Raw genomic sequence first — 20,838 nt, 5'->3', positions numbered from 1 at the left:
TGTGATAACTGGACAGAAAAACACCAAAATCCACTGTGGGAGCGGGCTTGCTCGCGAAAGCGCTGTGTCAGGCGACATTGATATCGACTGATCCATCGTATTCGCGAGCAAGCCCGCCTCCACAGGGATTAGCGGCGTTTATACGAGGATGGAAGTGCCGGTCATCTCTGTCGGTTTTTCCAGGCCCAGCAGCATCAGCATGGTCGGCGCTACGTCCGCCAGTACGCCACCCTCACGCACCTTGAGGTCGCGTTTGCCGACATAGATGAACGGCACCGGCTCGGTGGTGTGCGCGGTGTGCGCCTGGCCGGTGGATTCGTCGGCCATCTGCTCGACGTTGCCGTGGTCGGCGGTGATCAGTGCTTCGCCGCCTACTTTTTCCAGAGCTTCAACGATGCGCCCGACGCAGGTGTCCAGGCATTCGACCGCTTTGACCGCTGCGTCGAACACGCCGCTGTGGCCGACCATGTCGCCGTTGGCGTAGTTGACCACGATCACGTCGTAACGCTGGTTTTCGATGGCATCGACGATGCGGTCGGTCACCTCGGGTGCGCTCATTTCCGGCTGCAAGTCGTAGGTGGCGACTTTCGGCGACGGAATCAGGATGCGCTCTTCGCCCGGGAATGGTTCTTCGCGACCGCCGGAGAAGAAGAAGGTCACATGAGCGTATTTTTCGGTTTCAGCGATGCGCAGCTGGGTCTTGCCGTTTTTCGCCAGGTAATCGCCGAGGACGTTTTCCAAGCTGCCGGCGGCGAAGGCCGACGGTGCCGGGATGCTTGCGGCGTACTGGGTCAGCATGACGAAACCGGCCAGTTTCGGCTGACGGGCGCGCTCGAATTCCTTGAAATCGTCTTCGACGAACACCCGGGTCAGCTCGCGGGCGCGGTCGGCACGGAAGTTCATGAACACCACGGCGTCACCGTCTTCGACTTTGACCGGCTCGCCGATGGAAGTGGCTTTGACGAACTCGTCGCTTTCGCCACGGGCGTAAGCGGCTTCGAGGCCTTCCTGAGCGGTGGCGGCGTTGAATTCGCCCTTGCCATCGACGATCAGGTTATAGGCCTGGGCGACACGATCCCAACGGTTGTCGCGATCCATGGCGAAGTAGCGGCCAATGATGCTGGCGATCCGGCCTTTACCGAGTGCCTGGAAGGACGCGTCGAGCAGTTCGATCGACGAGGCAGCGCTTTTTGGCGGCGTGTCGCGGCCATCGAGGAAAGCGTGCAGGTAGATTTTCTCGGCGCCGCGCTTGAAGGCCAGTTCGGCCATGGCAATCAGGTGATCCTGGTGGCTGTGTACGCCGCCATCCGACAGCAGGCCCATGAAGTGCACGGCCTTGCCGGCGGCCACGGCCTTATCCACAGCGGCGCAGATGGTGGGGTTTTCGAAGAACTCGCCATCGCGAATCGCTTTGGTCACACGGGTGAAGTCCTGATACACCACGCGCCCGGCGCCGAGGTTCATATGGCCGACTTCGGAGTTGCCCATCTGGCCGTCCGGCAGGCCGACGTCCATCCCGCTGCCCGAGATCAAGCCGTTCGGCACCGTGGCCCACAGACGATCCAGGACAGGTTTCTTCGCCGCGAACACGGCATTGGATTCGGGGCTGTCGCTGTGACCGAAGCCGTCGAGAATCATCAGGACCAAAGGTTTGGGCGTAGTCGTCATGGAATCCACTCGTGGCTGATAAAGAAGAGGGCGATGCAAAACGGAGTTGGAGTTTAAAGCGAAGTTCCGACCACGTCACCGCCGGACGGGGTTTGGCCGACCATAGTGGCTGTGTATACTGGCCGACATTTTAACGCCCTGGAACCTCCTTCGATGGTTGCTCACCTGATTGAATTTGCCACTAACCACTACATTCTTGTCGGTATCTTCGTCGTACTGCTGGCTCTGTTGCTGGCGCATACGATGCAGGGCGGCGGTAAAAGCCTGAGCACCGGCGAGCTGACCGCACTGGTCAATAAAGATGCAGGCGTGGTGGTAGACATCCGTCCGGCCAAGGATTACGCCGCAGGCCACATCGTCGGAGCGGTGAACATCCCGCAGGACAAACTGGCTGCCCGTGCCGGCGAGCTGGAAAAGCACAAGTCCAAGACCATCATTCTGGTCGATGCCCTCGGTCAGACCGCCGGCACCCACGCCCGCGAACTGATGAAATCCGGCTTCACCGCCGCCAAGCTGTCCGGCGGGATTTCCAGCTGGAAAGGCGACAACCTGCCATTGGTGAAGTGATATGAGCCACGTCGTCGTCTACTCAAGCGATTACTGCCCTTACTGCTCGCGCGCCAAGCACCTGCTCGCCAGCAAAGGCGTGGCCTTCGAAGAGATCAAGGTCGATGGCAAGCCGCAGCTGCGCGCCGAAATGACCAAAAAGGCCGGGCGCACGTCCGTGCCGCAGATCTGGATCGGCGACAAGCACATCGGCGGTTGTGATGATTTGTACGCCCTGGAGCACGCCGGCAAACTCGACGCGCTGCTCAAGGGCTGAACGGCTGCACCCACGTACAGCACTCCCTAAAGACCCAAGATCGATAAGGATCTGAGATGACTGACCAACAGAACACTGCAGCCAGCGAAGAAGAAACCGCACCGCAATTTTCCTTGCAGCGCATCTACGTACGCGACCTGTCCTTCGAAGCCCCGAAAAGCCCGGCGATCTTTCGCCAGCAGTGGGATCCGGCGGTCGGTCTGGATCTGAACACTCGCCAGAAAGCGCTGGAAGGCGACTTCTACGAAGTGGTGCTGACCCTTTCCGTGACCGTGAAAAACGGCGAAGAAGTGGCCTTCATCGCTGAAGTACAACAGGCCGGTATCTTCCTGATCAAGAACCTGGACGCGGCTTCGATGAGCCACACCCTCGGTGCGTTCTGCCCGAACATTCTGTTCCCGTATGCCCGTGAAACCCTGGACAGCCTGGTCACCCGTGGCTCGTTCCCGGCGCTGATGCTGGCCCCGGTGAACTTCGACGCTCTATACGCGCAAGAGCTGCAGCGCATGCAGGAAAGCGGCGAGACGCCAACCGTTCAGTAAATACCAGCGTTGACGCAAGTCCAATGTGGGAGCGGGCTTGCTCGCGAAGGCGGCGTGTCAGGCGACAGTGATGTCATCTGGTGCACCTTTCGCGAGCAAGCCCGCTCCCACATTTGCTATGCATCGTTATTTGAAGTCGTTCTGCCGCCAGGCTTCGTAAACGGCGACCGCAACGGTGTTGGACAGGTTCAGGCTGCGGCAGCCTTCGCGCATCGGCAGCCGCAGGCGCTGTTCGGCGGGCAGGGCATCGAGCACCTCGGCGGGCAAACCGCGGCTTTCCGGGCCGAAGATAAACGCATCGCCCGACACGAACGCCGCGTCATGAAACGGCCGCGAGCCCTTGGTGGTAAACGCGAACAAGCGTGGATTGCCGAGACTTTCCAGACAACTGGCGAGGTCCGCATGGCGTTGCAGCGTGGCATATTCGTGGTAGTCGAGACCGGCGCGGCGCAGGCGCTTGTCGTCCATCTCGAAACCCAGCGGTTCGATCAAATGCAGGTGGCAGCCGCTGTTGGCGCACAGCCTGATAACGTTGCCGGTATTCGGCGGAATTTCTGGTTGAAAAAGGATGACGTGAAACATGCACGGCTCCGAAGGTAAAGATGAGCGGCATTCTACGCCGCCTGTGGACAACCGTTCGAAACTATTCCCGCGGGTGATCGGTTCGTTGGCGATTGTCGGCCTGATGGTGGGGCTGATGATCGGCCGTCTGACCACGCCGGACCCCAGCGTGCTGCAGCAGGTCGAGGTGACCGATGGCGGCCTGGTGGTGTGGTTCAACAACGAACCGAAGCTGCATGGCGAGATCATCGACGGCAGCGTCGCGCTGCTGTTTCAGGCTGAAGGGCACGCGCAAAAAGGTCAGCTGAAACTCAATGGCCGGGACGTCAACTGGCGCACGCGCAAGAGCGATGGTGGCTTGCTGCTGACCGTGCTGGCGGCACGGCCGCTGAAAGGCGAGTGGGTCGGCAGCGAGGTCGACGACCGCTGGCGGCTGGAGATCCGCTTGCAAACGAACTGATCGCACTCCTGCCGTCCTTCTCGAGTACCCCTACGCTTTTTGACGTCGTTTCCCACTGCGCCTGTCTGTCTTTCCACTCTCCTTCAGTGCTTGCACAGGCTATCTTGCGATCCTCTTTTAACCCGGCAGGATGCCGAAAGCGTTCGTCCCTTGCACGACTGTCAGGGGCGACTTTTTTCAAGGATGAAAAACATGCCAGTAAAACCACCTACCGGTGGCAGCAGCCACGTGAGAGTGGATGCTTCGACCAGCCCGACCCGACCGGCCGACGCGGATATTCCGCTCCCCGGGCCATCGGGCCTTAGAGATTACGGCTCAGGACGCTCCATTGATGATCCTGGGCCGCGAGCCGGGACGTCCAGCGCTGTTGGCGCTGTTGGCGCAGGTGCCGCTGGGGCGACTCCGACGGTCGTTATTCACGCGGCCCCGGCTGCAACGCGTTTGCTTGCGCCTCAACCGATACTGGACGATTACGTAGTCAACGCCCGGGCGTTACTTCCAGTGGCCAACGCCGAAGGCTTAAGGGTTTTCAACAATCGTACTTACGTTGAGGTGGCCGAGGGCGCTTTCGTGCTTGTCGCCGTGGACCCGACGACTGGATTGCATCGTGCCCGACGGCCAAGCGAACTGCTCCCAGGGCCGGTGATGCTGCGTAATGCCGATAATGGTCTTTGGTACCAGCGCACGCTCGTCAAGCCAACCACTCGAGAACAGGTCCGAAGGTACCTTCCGGAAACGACCGACCTGGCCGCCGATGCCTTTATCGCCCGGTTTGGCGACAAGGATGTGGCAGAGGTGGAACTGAGGCGGATCGAGCGTGCGAGCCCCGAGCTAGAGCGGCAGTACGGTGGTATCAGCGAGGAAATGGCGAGCAGGATACGCAGGCTTCATAAGTGGCAAGGCGGGCCCGGTGAGCATGTCTATCGCGAAGGCCGACTGGTGGGTTTCAAGCTGGATCTGGATTTCGGCTCTCTTCCAAACGTTTTTCCTCATTTGGAAAAATTCAACTCTGTTGTCGCCCTGACCCTTGGCTCGGGTGAAGTTCCGCACTCGCATCGTTTATCTGCGCTGTTTCCCAACCTTGAAAGTCTGACGGTGTCTGGCCGGCCATCCATTCTCTCTGGCGGTCATTCTGCAGCGAGGCTCAAGCTTGAGGGAAGCGTCGTCCAGGACTTGGCAAAGCTTCCTCATTTACGCTCGCTGAGCCTGCAAAACTGCGATTTACCCGCCGAGTTCTCGCTGGCAGGCATGCCTGAACTGCGGGCACTGACACTTGGCAACATTCACGGGGGGGCTGATCTGAATGCCGTAGTGAATGGCCTGCCCGGGCGGTTGAGCTTGCAGGTCCTCGATCTGAACCGCAATGCTGCCCTGAAAGTGGCACCTGACGTGACCGGGATGACCGAGTTGCGCGTATTGGATTTGACGCAGACCGGCATAGAGCAGCTGCCATCAGGGCTTGAGGCTGACAACGGGCCGTTACGACTGGAGGTATTGAGGCTTGGCGACAACCGGCTTTCTAAAATGCCTTCACTTACAGGCCGAACTGCGCTGCAGGAGCTGGACCTTTCCAATACCGGTCTGGACCGATTTCCCGAGGGCATCACTTCCGAAATTCCCGGGAAAGTCCTGAATCTTTCGAAAAACCGTATTACATCGATTCCTGAGTCCGTTGAGGTCAGAGCGGGCTTCAATCTAATGGGCAACCCCATAACTGATCTGGCGAGCCACCGGCGGCTGATGGACGCGCGTACAAAAACAGGCACCGACGTTTGGTTGGGGGAAACAAATTTTGACCGCTCGCCAAATGCCTGGCTACGACATTTGCCGATAGAGGAACTGTCTGAAAACTTGAAAATTTGGGACAGTGTTGACGTTGACGCATATTGGCTTGTGGCTAGGCAAATTGCGGTGGACTTGGCGCGTACGCCTGGATTTCACGTTGAGCGCCCGGTTTTGCAGCAACGGGTCTGGCGATTTCTCGAGAGCTACAGTAAGGCTGACCCCGGCCTTCAGGCCAGGTTGAAGGACATTTTGAAGAATGAACCGAGCCCTTTGAAAAAGCTGGAAAGGCTGGAGGCAGAAACAGGCCTGCCAAGCGAACCATCGCCGGCGCGCTCGGTGCTGCGCGGTGATACTGGCGACGTAGGGCGTTTGCTGGCTGTCGCTGAGTCCACCACCCGAGCGCAGGTCCGACAATACTTTCCGGAAGCGAGCGATCAACAAGCCGATCATTTCCGCGTGCACTTCAGTGCCAAGGATGCGGCAGAGGTGGAGCTCAAACGGCTCCAGCCTGGACTTGTGCAACTGGATCAGGAACTCAGCCGTTGGACGAACTCCTACCTGTATGACGGCGATAAGTTGGGCCCCACGTTACGCCGTCTGTACACGTGGCAAGGAGAGCCTGACGAACTGGTCTTTCACGATAAGCGGCCGGTGGGTTTCAAGCTGTCTGCGAGTGTTTCGAGGTGGCCAGATCATCCGTCACTGGCAACACAATTCAACTCCATCGTTTCCCTTGAGCTAACGGGGTTAGCCGTGCCTCTGCCGGAGCGGTTTTTTTCAGCGTTCCCCAATCTTGAAAGTCTGAAATTGATTTTCGGATATGGCATGTCTTCTGCCGATCCCGGCTTCAGGTTCACCGTGGATGCGGGAAACGTTGAAGTGTCGGGAAGCCTTGCGCAGTTACGAGGCTTGACGCTGCAAAGGGCCAACTTGTCGCCTGATTTTTCGGTGGTCGGCATGACCGGGTTGCGCGTCCTGGATCTGGAGCAGAACGGTATACAACAGCTGCGAGGACTTGATGCCGATAACGGGCCGTTGCGCTTGGAAGTACTGAAACTCAGTAATAACCCGCTCTCGGTTGCGCCTTCAGTCACACGAATGACCGTGCTGCAGGAACTGGATCTTTCCTTTGCCGGGTTAGACAGGTTTCCCGAGGGCATCACCAACGAGATTCCCGGCAAAATCCTGAATCTGGCGAACAATCGCATTACATCGATTCCCGAATCCATTGAGATCAGAGCCGGTTTCAATCTCCTCGGCAATCCAATAACGGATCCTGCTTCACTCCGACGGCTGATCCATGCACGTATCGCAACGGGTAGCGATATCTGGCTGGGAGTTGCAAGCGATGACCGGTCGGCCCACCTTTGGCTGCGAAACGTGCCGCCGGGAAAGGAGTTGACTGAAAAACTCCAGCTCTGGGACAGCTTCGGTCCTCGCTCGAGCTTGACGGGCGCGATGAGGCAACTGAGTCGAACCCCCGAATTCCATGTCGAGTATCCGCTTTTGCAGCGGCGGGTCTGGTCGTTCCTCAAGATTTACAGCGAGTGCATACCTGGCGAGCAGGCACGGCTCGACAATATCCTGACCTTCGAATGGAGCCCTGGGAAGATGCTGGACAGGCTGGAGGCCGAGATTCGTGAAAATGACCCGGGACGGCAAAATCAGCCCCTGCATCATCTGCCCAAGCGTCCGAAGCTCGATTGAGCTTCAAACCGGGTGGGAGGAATAAAAGCGGGAATCCCTGACCTGCCTGTATCAGGGTTCCCAAAAGGGGCGGACTTCGCTGCGAGCGTCGGTCCAGTGTAAAGAGGGAACCCCCGGCCTGCCTGTACCAAGGATCCCAAAAGGATGGGCTCATCCGTTGCGGCATGAGCCCGATGTAAAGAGGGGAATCCCCGGCCTGCCTGTACCAAGGTCCCCGAAACGGGTGGTGAATCGAATCACCTGAAGAACGTATTGCAGGCGCCGTGCCAGGTTTTAATTTGCTGAAACAAACAAACGATTCGGAAACGCGAAAGCCCCGGAATTCGGGGCTTTCGTTATTTTTGAAGGGTGAGCTTTTAAGGTTTTGAGGTGGTCATTCGAAAGACCGGCAGTGCCCGATCACAGGTCATCGTGCATCCATGCGGTGCACGGTGAACCAAGTGTGGGAGCGGGCTTGCTCGCGAAGGCGTCGTGTCAGTCACCCTATATTTCAATGACCCACCGCATTCGCGAGCAAGCCCGCTCCCACAGGGGATATCGGGTGCTCGCCTATTATGTGTTAAGCCTCTTCCCCCTCATCATCATCGCCACCATCAACCTTCATCCCCAGTTCCTTGATCTTGCGCGTCAGGGTGTTACGCCCCCAGCCCAGCAACACCGCAGCATCACGGCGACGGCCCGCTGTGTGCTTCAGCGCCGTCTCGATCATGATCCGCTCGAACGCCGGCACGGCGCTGTCGAGCAGGCTCGACTGGCCGCGCGCCAGCGCCTGATCGGCCCACTGACGCAGCGCCTGCTCCCAGTTGGTCACCGGCGCTGAATCCTGCGGCAGGTTCAGCAGTTCTGGCGGCAAGTCGCTGATGTGCACTTCACGCCCCGAGGCCATCACGGTGATCCAGCGGCAGGTGTTTTCCAGCTGACGCACGTTGCCCGGCCATGGCAGGTTTTTCAGGTATTCCTCGGTCTCGCTCTTCAGCAGCTTGGGCTCGACCGCCAGTTCCTGCGCGGCGCGGCTGAGGAAGTGTCGGGCCAGGGTCGGGATGTCTTCGCGACGATCCGACAGGCGCGGGATGTGGATGCGGATCACGTTGAGGCGGTGGAACAAGTCCTCACGGAATTTGCCGGCATGCACCAGGGTTTCCAGGTTCTGGTGGGTCGCGGCGATGATGCGTACATCGACCTTGACCGGCACATGGCCGCCGACGCGATAGAACTCGCCATCGGCCAGCACGCGCAGCAGACGCGTCTGCGTGTCGGCCGGCATGTCGCCGATCTCATCGAGGAACAGCGTGCCGCCATCCGCCTGTTCAAAGCGGCCGCGACGCAAGTTGGCGGCGCCGGTGAAGGCGCCTTTCTCATGGCCGAACAGCTCCGACTCCATCAGATCCTTGGGGATCGCTGCCATGTTCAACGCAATGAACGGCGAAGCCGCGCGAGGGCTGTGACGGTGCAGGGCGTGAGCGACCAGTTCTTTACCGGTACCGGACTCACCGTTGATCAGCACGGTGATGTTGGAATGGCTCAAGCGGCCGATAGCACGAAACACTTCCTGCATCGCCGGCGCTTCGCCGATGATTTCCGGAGTGCGGGTCAATGCCGGTACGACTTCCAGGCCTTGCTGTTCCTGGGCGTGCTGATTGGCACGCTTGACCAGCGAAACGGCTTCATCGACGTCGAAAGGCTTGGGCAGGTATTCGAAGGCGCCGCCCTGATAGGAGGCGACAGCGCTGTCCAGATCCGAGTGAGCAGTCATGATGATGACCGGCAGCCTTGGGTGTTGTTCGCGAATCCGCGCCAGCAGATCCAGGCCACTGGCGCCCGGCATGCGGATATCGGAAATGATCACGTCTGGCTGCTGCCGTGCCAGACGACTCATCACGCCATCGGCGCTGTCGAAGCTCTGGGTGGTCATGCCTTCCTGCTGCAAGGCCTTTTCCAGAACCCAACGGATAGAACGGTCGTCATCGACGATCCACACGGTTTCACTACGGCTCATGTCGATGTGGCTCCTTGTTCCAGTGGCAGGAAGATCGAGAAGGTGGTGTGGCCTGGATGGCTCTCACACTCGATCAGGCCCTGGTGCTGACTGATGATGTTCTGGGTGATGGCCAGGCCGAGCCCGGTACCGTCCGGGCGACCGCTGACCATCGGAAAGAAAATGGTTTCCTGCAGTTCCGCCGGGATGCCCGGGCCGTTGTCGATGATCTCGATCTTGGTGACCAGGCGATGACGGATGTGGCCGATGGTGAACTGGCGCATGGCGCGGGTGCGCAGGCTGATGCGGCCCAGGCGCAGCTCGTTCTGGCTGCTGATCGCCTGCATCGCGTTGCGCACGATGTTCAATACGGCCTGGATCATTTGCTCGCGGTCGATCAATACGTCAGGAATGCTCGGATCGTAATCGCGCACCAGCGTGATGCAGCCCTGGCTTTCGGCTTCGACCAGTTGGCAAACGCGTTCGAGCACTTCGTGGACATTGCACATGGCAAGCGACGGCAATTTGTTCGAGCCGAGCATGCGATCGACCAGATTGCGCAGGCGGTCGGCCTCTTCGATGATCACATTGGTGTAATCGCGCAGGCTGTCTTCCGGCAGTTCGCGGGCCAGCAATTGCGCCGCGCCACGAATGCCGCCGAGCGGATTCTTGATTTCATGGGCGAGGCCGCGCACCAGCATCTTGCTGGTTTCCTGTTTGGACAACTGCGCCTCTTCCTTGGTGATCCGCAGCAAGCGGTCACGCGGATGCACTTCGAGCAAAAGCAAAGTCTCGCCGTTACTGAGAATCGGCGTGACCGCGTAATCCACAGTCAGGGTCTGGCCGGTGAGGGCGGTGAGCATCGCTTCGCGCTTGGTAAACGGGTGCGCCTGCTCGACCGCCTGGCGCAGGGAATTGAGCGCCTCGGGGGATTCGGTAAACAGCTCGCTGATGAACTGGCCATGGCTGCGTTGACCGCTGACGGCCAGCAGCATTTCCGCCGCCGGGTTCATGTACTCGAGACGCAGTTCGGCGTCGAGCAGGATGGTCGCCGTGGTCAGGTTGTCGAGCAGCAAACGGTGAATAGCGTCGCTTATGGTCATCTGGACCCCTTTTGGAGCAAGGCGTGCGCGAGAACAAAGCGCTGATGTCGGGAAAATGCAAAAACCAAACCAAGGCTCCGAAAAGAAGCGTCTGGCCTCTGAAACAGGCGTTTGACGCGCGTTTGTATGGCACGGAGCCAGCTCAAACGGGAAGTTTCGAACCAAAATGGGATGGCATGTGGGTGGAATGCAGTTTAGTGCACCAATAGAGTGCGGATGGCTGGCGGACGTTAAAAGAAGCGCAGAAACGGATTTTTCGGCTCTGCAGGTTTGTCCTCGAGCGGGCATTCCGGGCGCACGCCGTAGTCTTCTGCGACGCAGGGTTGAACCTTGCGTTTCTGCGCCAGGGAAATGCGTAGCATGTGGAAAGGCTGGTTGGCGGTGCGTTCGACAGTTTGCCCGGCGGCGTCGAGGATTTCGATCGAAAGGCTGTGGCTACCGCGATCAATGTTACTCAGGGCAAATACCGGACTGACGCCGGGCTCGCCCGTGGCCTTGCCATCCAGCAGCAGCCGATAACGATGGCCGCTTTGCAGGCGGGGTTCGCTGGTGACGCTGACGATCAGCTCGCCGGCGCTGCTGCGCAAAGTGGCGTCGGGCTCCGGGATCAGAATGCGCAGCATGTCGTAATGGAAGGGTGGTGCTTCAGCGGATTTTTTCGCCGTGGCGATCGGCGCGGCGGTGTTGGCAGGCACAGCCATGCGATTGCTCGTCGCGATCGGCACTCGCTGTGCGTTGGCATGTGGCTGATCGGTGTAGACGCGGTTGCCCTGCGCGTCGATATAGGTGAAGACCTCGGCCCGGGCGGGCAGCGCAATCAGCGCCAGGATGAGTAACAGCCCTGCACGGATCATGGCGTATGCACGCGTTGCACGGTGAAGGCTGCGGGCGGGCTCTGCTGAATGACGGTCTGGCCGTCGATCACTTGCACGGCCAGGCGATGCTCGCCGCGATCGATATTCACCAGTTGCAAAACCGGCACGTTGCTCGGCTGGCCGTAGGGCACATCGTCCAGCACCAGTCTCAGCTGATGCGGCGGTTGCAGGCGCGGCTTGATCAGAACATTGACCGTGAAGGTGCCGTTGTTGGCGCGCACGGCCTCGTCAGTCGGCAGACCGGTGAGCTCGAGGATTTCATAGGGGTTGCGCGGCGGTTGCGGTGCTTGGGCGCTGGATGATTGCGGCGCGCTCGGCGCTTGCGGCTCGACCCGATTGAGTGGCGGCAACTCGACCGGTTGCGCCTGCACGCCGTCCGGCGGTTGATTGCTGTACGCGGTGTTGCCGTTGGCGTCGGTGTACTTGTAGATCTGCGCAGCGGCGGGCAGGGCGATCAGCAGCAGAATGTAGAGAAACGTGCGACCCATGAAATCGACCGGGATTGAAAACGATGGGTAGCAGCATAGGACAGCTGCGGCGGTTGGCCCAACTGGCGACACATCCAAAGATCATTCAAACACCACAAATCCCCTGTGGGAGCGGGCTTGCTCGCGAAGGCGTCGTTTCAGGCAACAGTTTATTTCAATGACCCACCGCTTCCGCGAGCAAGCCCGCTCCCACATGAGAAATGCGTAGCGTCACAAAATCCGGACAACAAAAAAGGCCTCCCGAAGGAGGCCTCTTTCTGTCACGCCACTTTACGCAGCGCTACCGGATCAGCAGCTGTAGTACAGCTCATATTCCAGTGGGTGTACGAAGGTGCGAACCTTGATTTCCTCTTCCGATTTCAGCGCGATGTAAGCGTCGATGAAATCGTCGGAGAATACGCCGCCCTTGGTCAGGAACGCGCGGCCCTTGTCCAGCTCTTCCAGGGCTTCTTTGAGGCTGCCGCACACCTGTGGGATTTCTTTCGCCTCTTCAGGCGGCAGGTCGTACAGGTTCTTGTCGGCCGCATCGCCTGGGTGGATCTTGTTCTGGATACCGTCCAGACCAGCCATCAGCAGAGCTGCGAAGGCCAGGTACGGGTTGGCAGCCGGATCCGGGAAGCGTGCTTCGATACGGCGGGCTTTCGGGCTCGACACGTAAGGAATGCGGATCGACGCGGAGCGGTTGCGAGCCGAATAGGCCAGCATCACCGGAGCTTCGAAGCCTGGGACCAGACGCTTGTAGGAGTTGGTCGCCGGGTTGGTGAAGCCGTTTAGGGCCTTACCGTGCTTGATGATGCCGCCGATGAAGTACAGAGCGGTATCGGACAGACCGGCATAGCCTTCACCGGCGAAAGTGTTCTTGCCGTCTTTCCAGATCGACATATGCACATGCATGCCCGAACCGTTGTCGCCGTACAGCGGCTTCGGCATGAAGGTCGCGGTGCGGCCGTAAGCGTCGGCAACGTTGTGTACAACGTATTTCAGGGTTTGAACTTCGTCGGCCTTCTTCACCAGGGTGTTGAACTTGACGCCGATTTCGTTCTGGCCGGCAGTTGCCACTTCGTGGTGGTGAACTTCAACCGATTGACCCATTTCTTCCAGTGCGTTGCACATGGCGGTACGGATTTCGTGGTCGTGGTCGAATGGTGGAACCGGGAAGTAGCCGCCTTTCACGCCTGGACGGTGGCCCTTGTTGCCGCCTTCGATGTCCTGGTCGGACATCCACGAACCTTGCTCGGAGTAGATCTTGAACATCGAGCCGGAAATGTCCGACTTGAACTTCACCGAGTCGAAGATGAAGAATTCTGGCTCTGGGCCGGCGAATACGGTGTCACCGATACCGGTGGCTTTCAGGTGCTCTTCGGCGCGCTTGGCGATTGCACGTGGGTCGCGATCGTAGCCTTGCATGCTCGAAGGTTCGATGATGTCGCAGACCAGAATCAGAGTCGGGTCTTCGGTAAACGGATCGAGCACGGCAGTGTCGTCGACCGGCATCAGGATCATGTCGGAGGCTTCGATGCCTTTCCAGCCGGAGATGGAGGAACCGTCGAACATCTTGCCGACTTCGAAGAAGTCGTCATCCAGCGCATCGCGAGCCGGCATGGTCACGTGGTGCTGAGTGCCTTTGGTGTCCGTGAAGCGCAGATCAATCCACTTGACGTCATGATCTTTGATGAGTTGAACCGACTTCGACATAGTGTCCTCCGGGTGAATTAGGGCGGGTAGTGGATGCCCTTAATAATGGTGATGCCGGCGCGAATACTCTGCCAAGGCAACCTGCCTCACAAGGGAGCAAATTGCATGCCAGTGCCCCAGCATGGGTTTTTTGCCCCGAATTCACGCTTATTAAGGTGCGTGAGGTACTGAATCGACAAATCTCGCCCCGTAATGTTGCGTTTAAATTGAGAAATGACCCGTTTTGGTGCGCGCAAAACCTTCTGCACATAAACTGGTTAAACCTTGAGCAATTTCCGCTATAATCCGCGCCCCCCTTTTTCGGCTGGCCGTTCGCGCGCTGTTTTCATGAAACTAATCGTAAAAGTCTTCCCCGAGATCACCATCAAAAGCCGACCTGTCCGGACGAAATTCATCCGCCAGTTGGCCAAGAACATCCGCACCGTGCTCCGTGACCTGGACCCGGCCGTGGTGGTGAACGGCGTGTGGGACAATCTCGAACTGGAAACCCGTGTAACCGACCCCAAAGCCTTGAAAGAGATGGGTGAGCGCCTGACCTGCATGCCGGGGATCGCGCACTTTCTGCAGATCGACGAGTACCCGCTGGGCGACTTCGACGACATCACCGAGAAGTGCAAGCAGCACTACGGCGATGCGCTGGCCGGGAAGATTTTTTCGGTGCGCTGCAAGCGCGCGGGCAAGCATGCATTCAGCTCGATGGACGTCGAAAAATACGTCGGCAGCAAGCTGCGTCGCGAGTGCGGAGCGGCCGGAATCGACCTGAAAGCGCCGGAAATCGAAGTCCGAATCGAAGTTCGCGACAAACGGTTATTTGTCATTCACAGCCAGCACAACGGCATCGGCGGCTACCCGCTCGGTGCCCTGGAGCAGACGCTGGTGCTGATGTCCGGCGGCTTCGACTCCACCGTAGCGGCTTACCAGATCATGCGCCGCGGCCTGATGGCGCACTTCTGCTTCTTCAATCTCGGCGGGCGTGCCCACGAATTGGGCGTGATGGAAGTCGCGCACTTCATCTGGAAGAAGTACGGCAGCTCGCAACGCGTGCTATTTGTCAGTGTGCCGTTCGAGGAAGTGCTGGGCGAAATTCTCGGCAAAGTCGATAACAGTCATATGGGCGTGGTTTTGAAGCGTATGATGTTGCGCGCCTCGTCCGAGATCGCCGAACGCCTGCATATCGATGCGCTGGTGACCGGTGAAGCGATCTCCCAGGTGTCGAGCCAGACGCTGCCGAACCTGTCGGTGATCGACTGCGTGACCGACAAGCTGGTGCTGCGTCCGCTGATCGTCGCGCACAAGCAGGACATCATCGACACGGCCAACGAGATCGGCACTGCCGATTTCGCCCGGCACATGCCGGAATACTGCGGCGTGATTTCGGTCAACCCCAAGACCGCCGCCAAACGCGGTCGGGTTGAGCACGAAGAGAAAGAATTCGACATGGCGGTGCTCGAGCGTGCGCTCGCCAACGCCAAACTGGTGCCGATCGATCGGGTGATCGACGAATTGGGCCAGGATTTGCAGATTGAAGAAGTCAGCGAAGCGCTGGCCGGTCAGATCGTGATCGACATCCGTCACCCGGATGCCGCCGAGGATGACCCGCTGGAGCTCGCCGGCATAGAGGTACAGACGATGCCGTTCTATGCAGTGAACGCACGTTTCAAGGAACTGGACCCTACTCGCCAGTACCTGCTGTATTGCGACAAAGGCGTGATGAGTCGCCTGCATGCCCACCATTTGCTCAGTGAGGGGCATGCCAATGTGCGCGTTTATCGACCGAGCTAAGTGCCCGGGGCTGTTTGCCTGTGGCCTGCGTCACCGGCCCCCCGACACCGCCGTCAAGCTGTAACGGCCATGCCGGACACTACTGCTAATCGCTGCCATGACTTGTCAGCAAACCGAATCCTCTGATCGAGATACACAAGTGATCGAAAATCTACGCAACATCGCCATCATTGCCCACGTTGACCACGGTAAAACCACCCTGGTAGACAAACTCCTGCGTCAATCCGGCACCCTGGAGCGCAACGAGCTCAACGACGAGCGCGTGATGGACTCCAACGACCAGGAAAAAGAGCGCGGTATTACCATTCTGGCGAAGAACACCGCCATCAACTGGAACGGCTACCACATCAACATCGTGGATACCCCGGGCCACGCCGACTTCGGCGGCGAAGTTGAACGCGTAATGTCGATGGTCGACTCCGTTCTGCTGCTGGTTGACGCTCAAGATGGCCCTATGCCGCAAACCCGTTTCGTGACCAAGAAGGCTTTCGAAGCCGGCCTGCGTCCGATCGTGGTGATCAACAAGGTTGACCGTCCAGGCGCGCGTCCGGACTGGGTTCTGGACCAGATCTTCGACCTGTTCGACAACCTCGGTGCGACCGAAGAGCAACTGGACTTCCAGGTTGTTTACGCTTCGGCCCTGAACGGTATTGCCGGTCTGGACCACACCGCCATGGCGGAAGACATGACTCCGCTGTACCAGGCGGTAGTCGACCACGTTCCGCCTCCGGCCGTTGACCGTGATGGCGCGTTCCAGATGCAGATCTCCGCTCTGGACTACAACAGCTTCCTGGGTGTTATCGGCGTTGGCCGGATCGCTCGTGGCCGCGTCAAGCCGAACACCCCGGTTGTGGCGATCGGTGCCGACGGCAAGCGCCGTAACGGCCGTATCCTGAAACTGATGGGTCACCACGGTCTGCACCGCATCGACGTTGAAGAAGCTGCAGCAGGCGACATCGTTTGCATCAGCGGTATGGATTCGCTGTTCATCTCCGACACTCTGTGCCACCCGGACACCGTCGAGGCGATGAAGCCTCTGACCGTTGACGAGCCAACTGTTTCCATGACCTTCCAGGTCAACGACTCGCCATTCTGCGGTAAAGAAGGCAAGTTCGTGACGTCCCGTAACATCAAGGACCGTCTGGACAAAGAGCTGCTGTACAACGTTGCATTGCGCGTTGAAGAAGGCGACTCGGCTGACAAGTTCAAGGTTTCCGGCCGTGGTGAGCTGCACCTCTCGGTACTGATCGAAACCATGCGTCGCGAAGGCTTCGAACTGGCCCTGGGCCGTCCTGAAGTGATCATCCGTGAAGTTGACGGCGTGAAGCAGGAACCGTTCGAAAACGTCACCATCGACATCCCTGAAGAAGCTCAGGGCAAGGTGATGGAAGAGATGGGTCTGCGTAAAGGCGACCTGAGCAACATGGTGCCGGATGGCAAGGGCCGTGTTCGTCTGGAATACAACATCCCTGCTCGCGGTCTGATCGGTTTCCGTAACCAGTTCCTGACCCTGACCAACGGTGCTGGCATCCTGACCTCGATCTTCGATCGTTACGACACCGTCAAGTCGGGCCACATGTCCGGTCGTCAGAACGGCGTTCTGGTTTCGGTTGAAACCGGCAAGGCACTGACCTACTCGCTGGAAACCCTGCAGGCTCGCGGCAAGCTGTTCGTAGAACACGGCCAGGAGATCTACAACGGTCAGATCGTTGGTCAGAACAGCCGCGACAACGACCTGGGTGTAAACCCGACCAAAGGCAAGAAGCTCGACAACATGCGTGCTTCGGGTAAAGACGAAACCATCGCTCTGGTCCCACCTGTTCGCTTCACCCTGGAACAGGCTCTGGAATACATCCAGGAAGACGAGCTGTGCGAAGTCACGCCTAAGTCGATCCGTCTTCGCAAGAAGATCCTCGACGAAAGCGAGCGTACCCGCGCTGCCAAGAAAGCCAAGGCGTAATTCAGCCCTGGAATAGAAAACGCCCCCGGTCGCGAGACCGGGGGCGTTTTTGTTTGCCCGGCAATCAAGGCAAAAAAGATCGCAGCCTTCGGCAGCTCCTACAGGGATACGCATTCCCCTTTAGGAGCTGCCGAAGGCTGCGATCTTTTGATCTTCAGAATTTCTCGATCGAGCGGGAATTCTGCACGCGCTCAACTTCTTTGGGCTTGTAGGCGCAATACCCCGGCCGCGGGCCGATTTTCGGGTGGTTGCGGCAGGTGTCAGGGCGTTTGTCATAAATGGTGCACAGGCGGCTTTTACGATCCAGGTAATAGCAGTCGTTGTTGCTCATGCGCTGCAGGGTGAAGATCCCCGATTTCTGATTGAAGCGCTCGACCAGACCTTCCTTCTGCAGACGTTTGGCGATGTTCTTCGGCGGATCGCCCAGTTCGAACTCGTCAACCACACCGATGCGCACCAGGTCCTTGATCTTGACCTCGACCGGCAGCGTGCAGCAGCTGGAGATACAGGAGCCGCACATCGGCGCCGAGTATTTGGCCCACGTATCGAGACGATCAATCTCGGCGGCGGCGATCAGGTTGGGCTTCATCATCGGGAGTTACCAGGCGTGTGTGCATCAGGGCGCGCGATCATACCGGGAGCGGTGGAATTTTGAACAACCTTTCGCCGGATATTTTCACAGCAACCGCATTTTGCCCGACAGGACGGCACGGCCCCTGCATTCACTGGCTCATCCGCCAAGGTTATGTCGCACTGGCGCACAGTCCGGGCAAATACTGCCGAACCAGAGCCGATACCGCCGGTCAGACCGTCTAGGCTCAGAAAATTCCCGCTCGCTCGAGGTCCTGTTGATGACTCAAGAACCACTAGTTCGCGAAGCAGAGGTGGCCGCATTCCGCGACGCCGTCCTGACCAAACTCACCTACGCCGTGGGCAAAGACCCCGATCACGCGTTCGACCATGACTGGTTCGAAGCCATCGCCCTGGCGGCGCGTGATCACATGGTCGAACACTGGATGGACCACACCCGCCAGATCTACCGCAAAGGCCAGAAGCGGGTTTATTACCTCTCGCTGGAATTTCTCATCGGTCGCCTGCTCTACGACAGCCTGAGCAATCTTGGCCTGCTCGACGTTGCCCGTGAAGCGCTGACAGAGCTGGGCGTCGATCTGGAGCGCATCCGCCTGCTTGAGCCTGATGCGGCGCTCGGCAACGGCGGCCTCGGACGCCTGGCGGCGTGCTTCATGGAAAGCATGTCGACCCTCGGCATCGCCGGCCATGGTTATGGCATTCGTTATGAACACGGCTTGTTCCGTCAGGCGATCGTCGATGGCTGGCAACAGGAGCAAACCGAACACTGGCTGGATTTCGGTAACCCGTGGGAATTCGAACGCCCTGAGGTGGTGTACCCGATCGGCTTCGGCGGCAGCGTCGAAACCGTCACCGATGCCTCCGGCAAGACCCGTCAGGTCTGGTCGCCGGCGGAAACCGTGCGGGCGATTGCCTACGACACGCCGGTGGTCGGCTGGCGCGGCGCGAGCGTCAATACTTTGCGCCTGTGGCGCGCGCGGGCGATGGAAGATTTGCATTTGGAGCGCTTCAACGCCGGAGACCACTTGGGCGCCGTGGCGGAAGTGGCCCGCGCCGAAAGTATTTCCCGCGTCCTCTACCCGGCAGACAGCACTGAAGCCGGGCAAGAGCTACGCCTGCGCCAGGAATACTTCTTCGTCGCCGCTTCGCTGCAGGATCTGCTGCGCCGTCACCGCAACATGCACACCTCGGTGCTGACCCTCGGTGATCACGCGGCGATCCAGCTCAACGACACTCACCCATCGATTGCGGTGGCCGAGTTGATGCGCCAGCTCGTCGACGTCTACGACGTCGCATGGGACGCGGCATGGCAAGTCACCGTCGACACGCTGTCGTACACCAACCACACGCTGCTGCCGGAAGCGCTGGAAACCTGGCCGGTCGGGCTGATGGAACGCATGCTGCCACGGCACATGCAGATCATTTACCTGATCAACGCGCAGCACATCGATTCGCTGCGGGCCAAGGGTATCCACGATTTCGACGTGTTGCGCGCTGTGTCGCTGATCGAAGAAGACAACGGCCGCCGCGTGCGCATGGGCAACCTCGCGTTCCTCGGCTCGCACAGCGTCAACGGCGTGTCCGGTCTGCATACGCAACTGATGCGCAAAACCGTATTCGCCGAACTGCACAAGCTCTACCCGGAGCGGATCAACAATAAAACCAACGGCATCACTTTCCGCCGCTGGCTGTATCAGGCCAATCCTGAACTGACCTCGATGCTGGTCGATGCCCTCGGCCCCGATGTGCTCGACCATCCCGAAGAGCGCCTGCCCGAACTCGAACCGTTCGCCGAAAAAACTGCATTCCGCAAAGCCTTCGCCGAGCAGCGTTTGCACAGCAAGAAGGCGCTGGCCTATCTGATTCACGAGCGCCTGGGGATTGCGGTCAATCCGGCGGCGATGTTCGACGTGCAGGTCAAACGTATCCACGAATACAAACGTCAGCTGCTCAACCTGCTGCACACCGTGGCGTTGTACCAAGCGATTCGTGCCGAGCCGGAAGTCGACTGGGTGCCACGGGTGAAGATCTTCGCCGGTAAAGCAGCGGCGAGTTATCACCAGGCCAAGCTGATCATCAAGCTGACCAACGACATCGCCCGAGTTGTGAATAACGACCCGACGGTGCGCGGTCTGTTGAAAGTAGTGTTCCTGCCCAACTACAACGTCAGCCTCGCTGAGAGCATCATCCCGGCGGCAGACTTGTCCGAACAGATTTCCACCGCCGGATTCGAGGCGTCGGGTACCAGCAACATGAAGTTCGGCCTCAACGGCGCGCTGACCATCGGCACCCTCGACGGTGCCAACGTGGAAATGTGCGAGCGCATCGGTGCCGAGCACATGTTCATCTTCGGTCTCAGTGCGCAACAGGTTGAAGCGCGCAAGCAGAACCACGAGTTCAGCGCCGTGCCCGACATCGCCGCGTCCCATCGTTTGAACGATGTGCTGCAAGCGATTCGCAGCGGCGTTTTCTCACCGGACGACACCTCGCGTTACACCGGGCTGATCGACTCGCTGATCGACTATGACCGCTTCCTGGTCTGTGCCGACTTCGACTCCTACTGGGAAGCGCAGAAGCGCGTCGATGCGCACTGGCACGATTCGCAGAACTGGTGGCGTTCAGCGGTGCTCAACACTTCGCGAATGGGCTGGTTCTCTTCCGACCGGACGATACGCGAGTACGCGACGGATATCTGGAAAGCGCTGGAGTAACTTCCCGCCTGGCTCGATATAATCGGCGCGCCGGAAAAGATCGCAGCCTTCGGCAGCTCCTACACAGGTGTTCGCATAAACCTTTGTAGGAGCTGCCGCAGGCTGCGATCTT

The 20,838-nt window shown here is 59.2% G+C and carries 16 protein-coding genes; 8 read left to right on the top strand and 8 right to left on the bottom strand.

The genetic code is table 11. The annotated features are described in order from the left end of the window. Positions 1-138: 138 nt before the first annotated feature. A complete protein-coding gene (gpmI, locus tag CXF97_RS04930) occupies positions 139-1,668 on the bottom strand; it encodes a 2,3-bisphosphoglycerate-independent phosphoglycerate mutase (RefSeq protein WP_101156771.1) in 1,530 nt (509 codons plus the stop codon). 153 nt (positions 1,669-1,821) lie between these two features. Between gpmI and CXF97_RS04925 the strand changes: the two genes are divergently transcribed. Genes CXF97_RS04925 through secB form a run of 3 tightly spaced genes read left to right on the top strand, consistent with a single transcriptional unit; the run spans position 1,822 to position 3,033 of the window. Further along, on the top strand, positions 1,822-2,235 hold the full coding sequence (locus tag CXF97_RS04925; protein ID WP_101156769.1) for a rhodanese-like domain-containing protein: 414 nt from the start codon (positions 1,822-1,824) through the stop codon (positions 2,233-2,235). A 1-nt stretch (position 2,236) separates the two neighbouring features. Continuing rightward, positions 2,237-2,491 (top strand): glutaredoxin 3, encoded by a 255-nt coding sequence (gene grxC, locus CXF97_RS04920; RefSeq protein ID WP_101156767.1) that lies wholly within the window; start codon positions 2,237-2,239, stop codon positions 2,489-2,491. 56 nt (positions 2,492-2,547) lie between these two features. Then, positions 2,548-3,033 (top strand): protein-export chaperone SecB, encoded by a 486-nt coding sequence (gene secB / locus CXF97_RS04915; RefSeq protein ID WP_016772114.1) that lies wholly within the window; start codon positions 2,548-2,550, stop codon positions 3,031-3,033. 126 nt (positions 3,034-3,159) lie between these two features. Here the strand turns inward: secB and trmL are convergent, their stop codons facing one another. Then, a complete protein-coding gene (gene trmL / locus CXF97_RS04910; protein WP_101156765.1) occupies positions 3,160-3,615 on the bottom strand; it encodes a tRNA (uridine(34)/cytosine(34)/5-carboxymethylaminomethyluridine(34)-2'-O)-methyltransferase TrmL in 456 nt (151 codons plus the stop codon). Between trmL and CXF97_RS04905 the strand changes: the two genes are divergently transcribed. Then, positions 3,614-4,054, top strand: a complete 441-nt coding sequence (locus CXF97_RS04905; RefSeq protein WP_101156763.1) for a hypothetical protein — start codon at positions 3,614-3,616, stop codon at positions 4,052-4,054. The two genes, trmL and CXF97_RS04905, sit on opposite strands and share 2 nt — an antisense overlap. A 501-nt stretch (positions 4,055-4,555) precedes the next feature. Further along, positions 4,556-7,546 carry a leucine-rich repeat domain-containing protein gene (locus tag CXF97_RS28165; RefSeq protein ID WP_178081147.1) on the top strand — a complete coding sequence of 997 codons (2,991 nt, stop codon included), beginning with the start codon at positions 4,556-4,558 and terminating at the stop codon, positions 7,544-7,546. 559 nt (positions 7,547-8,105) lie between these two features. Here the strand turns inward: CXF97_RS28165 and ntrC are convergent. From ntrC to glnA, 5 genes are all read right to left on the bottom strand, one after another. Then, positions 8,106-9,542, bottom strand: a complete 1,437-nt coding sequence (ntrC, locus tag CXF97_RS04895) for a nitrogen regulation protein NR(I) (RefSeq protein WP_101156761.1) — start codon at positions 9,540-9,542, stop codon at positions 8,106-8,108. Then, the gene (gene glnL, locus CXF97_RS04890; RefSeq protein WP_101156759.1) at positions 9,539-10,624 is read right to left on the bottom strand and encodes a nitrogen regulation protein NR(II); all 1,086 of its coding nucleotides are present in this window, start codon (positions 10,622-10,624) and stop codon (positions 9,539-9,541) included. The genes ntrC and glnL overlap by 4 nt, the downstream gene beginning before the upstream one ends. A gap of 230 nt (positions 10,625-10,854) precedes the next feature. After that, positions 10,855-11,478: a DUF4124 domain-containing protein gene (locus CXF97_RS04885; RefSeq protein ID WP_101156757.1), complete on the bottom strand. Its 624-nt coding sequence runs from the start codon at positions 11,476-11,478 to the stop codon at positions 10,855-10,857. Beyond that, entirely contained in the window at positions 11,475-11,987 is a 513-nt protein-coding gene (locus tag CXF97_RS04880; RefSeq protein WP_101156755.1) for a DUF4124 domain-containing protein, read from the bottom strand. Before CXF97_RS04880 ends, CXF97_RS04885 begins: the two co-directional genes overlap by 4 nt. A gap of 288 nt (positions 11,988-12,275) precedes the next feature. Next, positions 12,276-13,682: a type I glutamate--ammonia ligase gene (gene glnA / locus CXF97_RS04875; protein ID WP_101156753.1), complete on the bottom strand. Its 1,407-nt coding sequence runs from the start codon at positions 13,680-13,682 to the stop codon at positions 12,276-12,278. Positions 13,683-14,009: 327 nt separating this feature from the next. Between glnA and thiI the strand changes: the two genes are divergently transcribed. Continuing rightward, positions 14,010-15,464, top strand: a complete 1,455-nt coding sequence (thiI, locus tag CXF97_RS04865; protein ID WP_042608651.1) for a tRNA uracil 4-sulfurtransferase ThiI — start codon at positions 14,010-14,012, stop codon at positions 15,462-15,464. A gap of 139 nt (positions 15,465-15,603) precedes the next feature. Then, entirely contained in the window at positions 15,604-17,424 is a 1,821-nt protein-coding gene (typA, locus tag CXF97_RS04860) for a translational GTPase TypA (RefSeq protein ID WP_101156749.1), read from the top strand. A gap of 154 nt (positions 17,425-17,578) precedes the next feature. Here the strand turns inward: typA and CXF97_RS04855 are convergent, their stop codons facing one another. Next, positions 17,579-18,016: a YkgJ family cysteine cluster protein gene (locus CXF97_RS04855; RefSeq protein ID WP_045122258.1), complete on the bottom strand. Its 438-nt coding sequence runs from the start codon at positions 18,014-18,016 to the stop codon at positions 17,579-17,581. A 259-nt stretch (positions 18,017-18,275) separates the two neighbouring features. On the opposite strand from CXF97_RS04855, the gene CXF97_RS04850 reads away from it, so the two are divergent. Beyond that, positions 18,276-20,726, top strand: coding sequence for a glycogen/starch/alpha-glucan phosphorylase (locus CXF97_RS04850; RefSeq protein WP_101156746.1), 2,451 nt, complete (start codon positions 18,276-18,278; stop codon positions 20,724-20,726). The last annotated feature ends 112 nt before the right edge of the window (positions 20,727-20,838 follow it).

This window comes from Pseudomonas sp. Choline-02u-1, assembly GCF_002836515.1.
Classification (GTDB): Bacteria; Pseudomonadota; Gammaproteobacteria; order Pseudomonadales; family Pseudomonadaceae; genus Aquipseudomonas.
The sequence above is the reverse complement of the archived record's forward strand: the minus strand, read 5'-3'. Positions and strand labels throughout refer to the sequence as shown.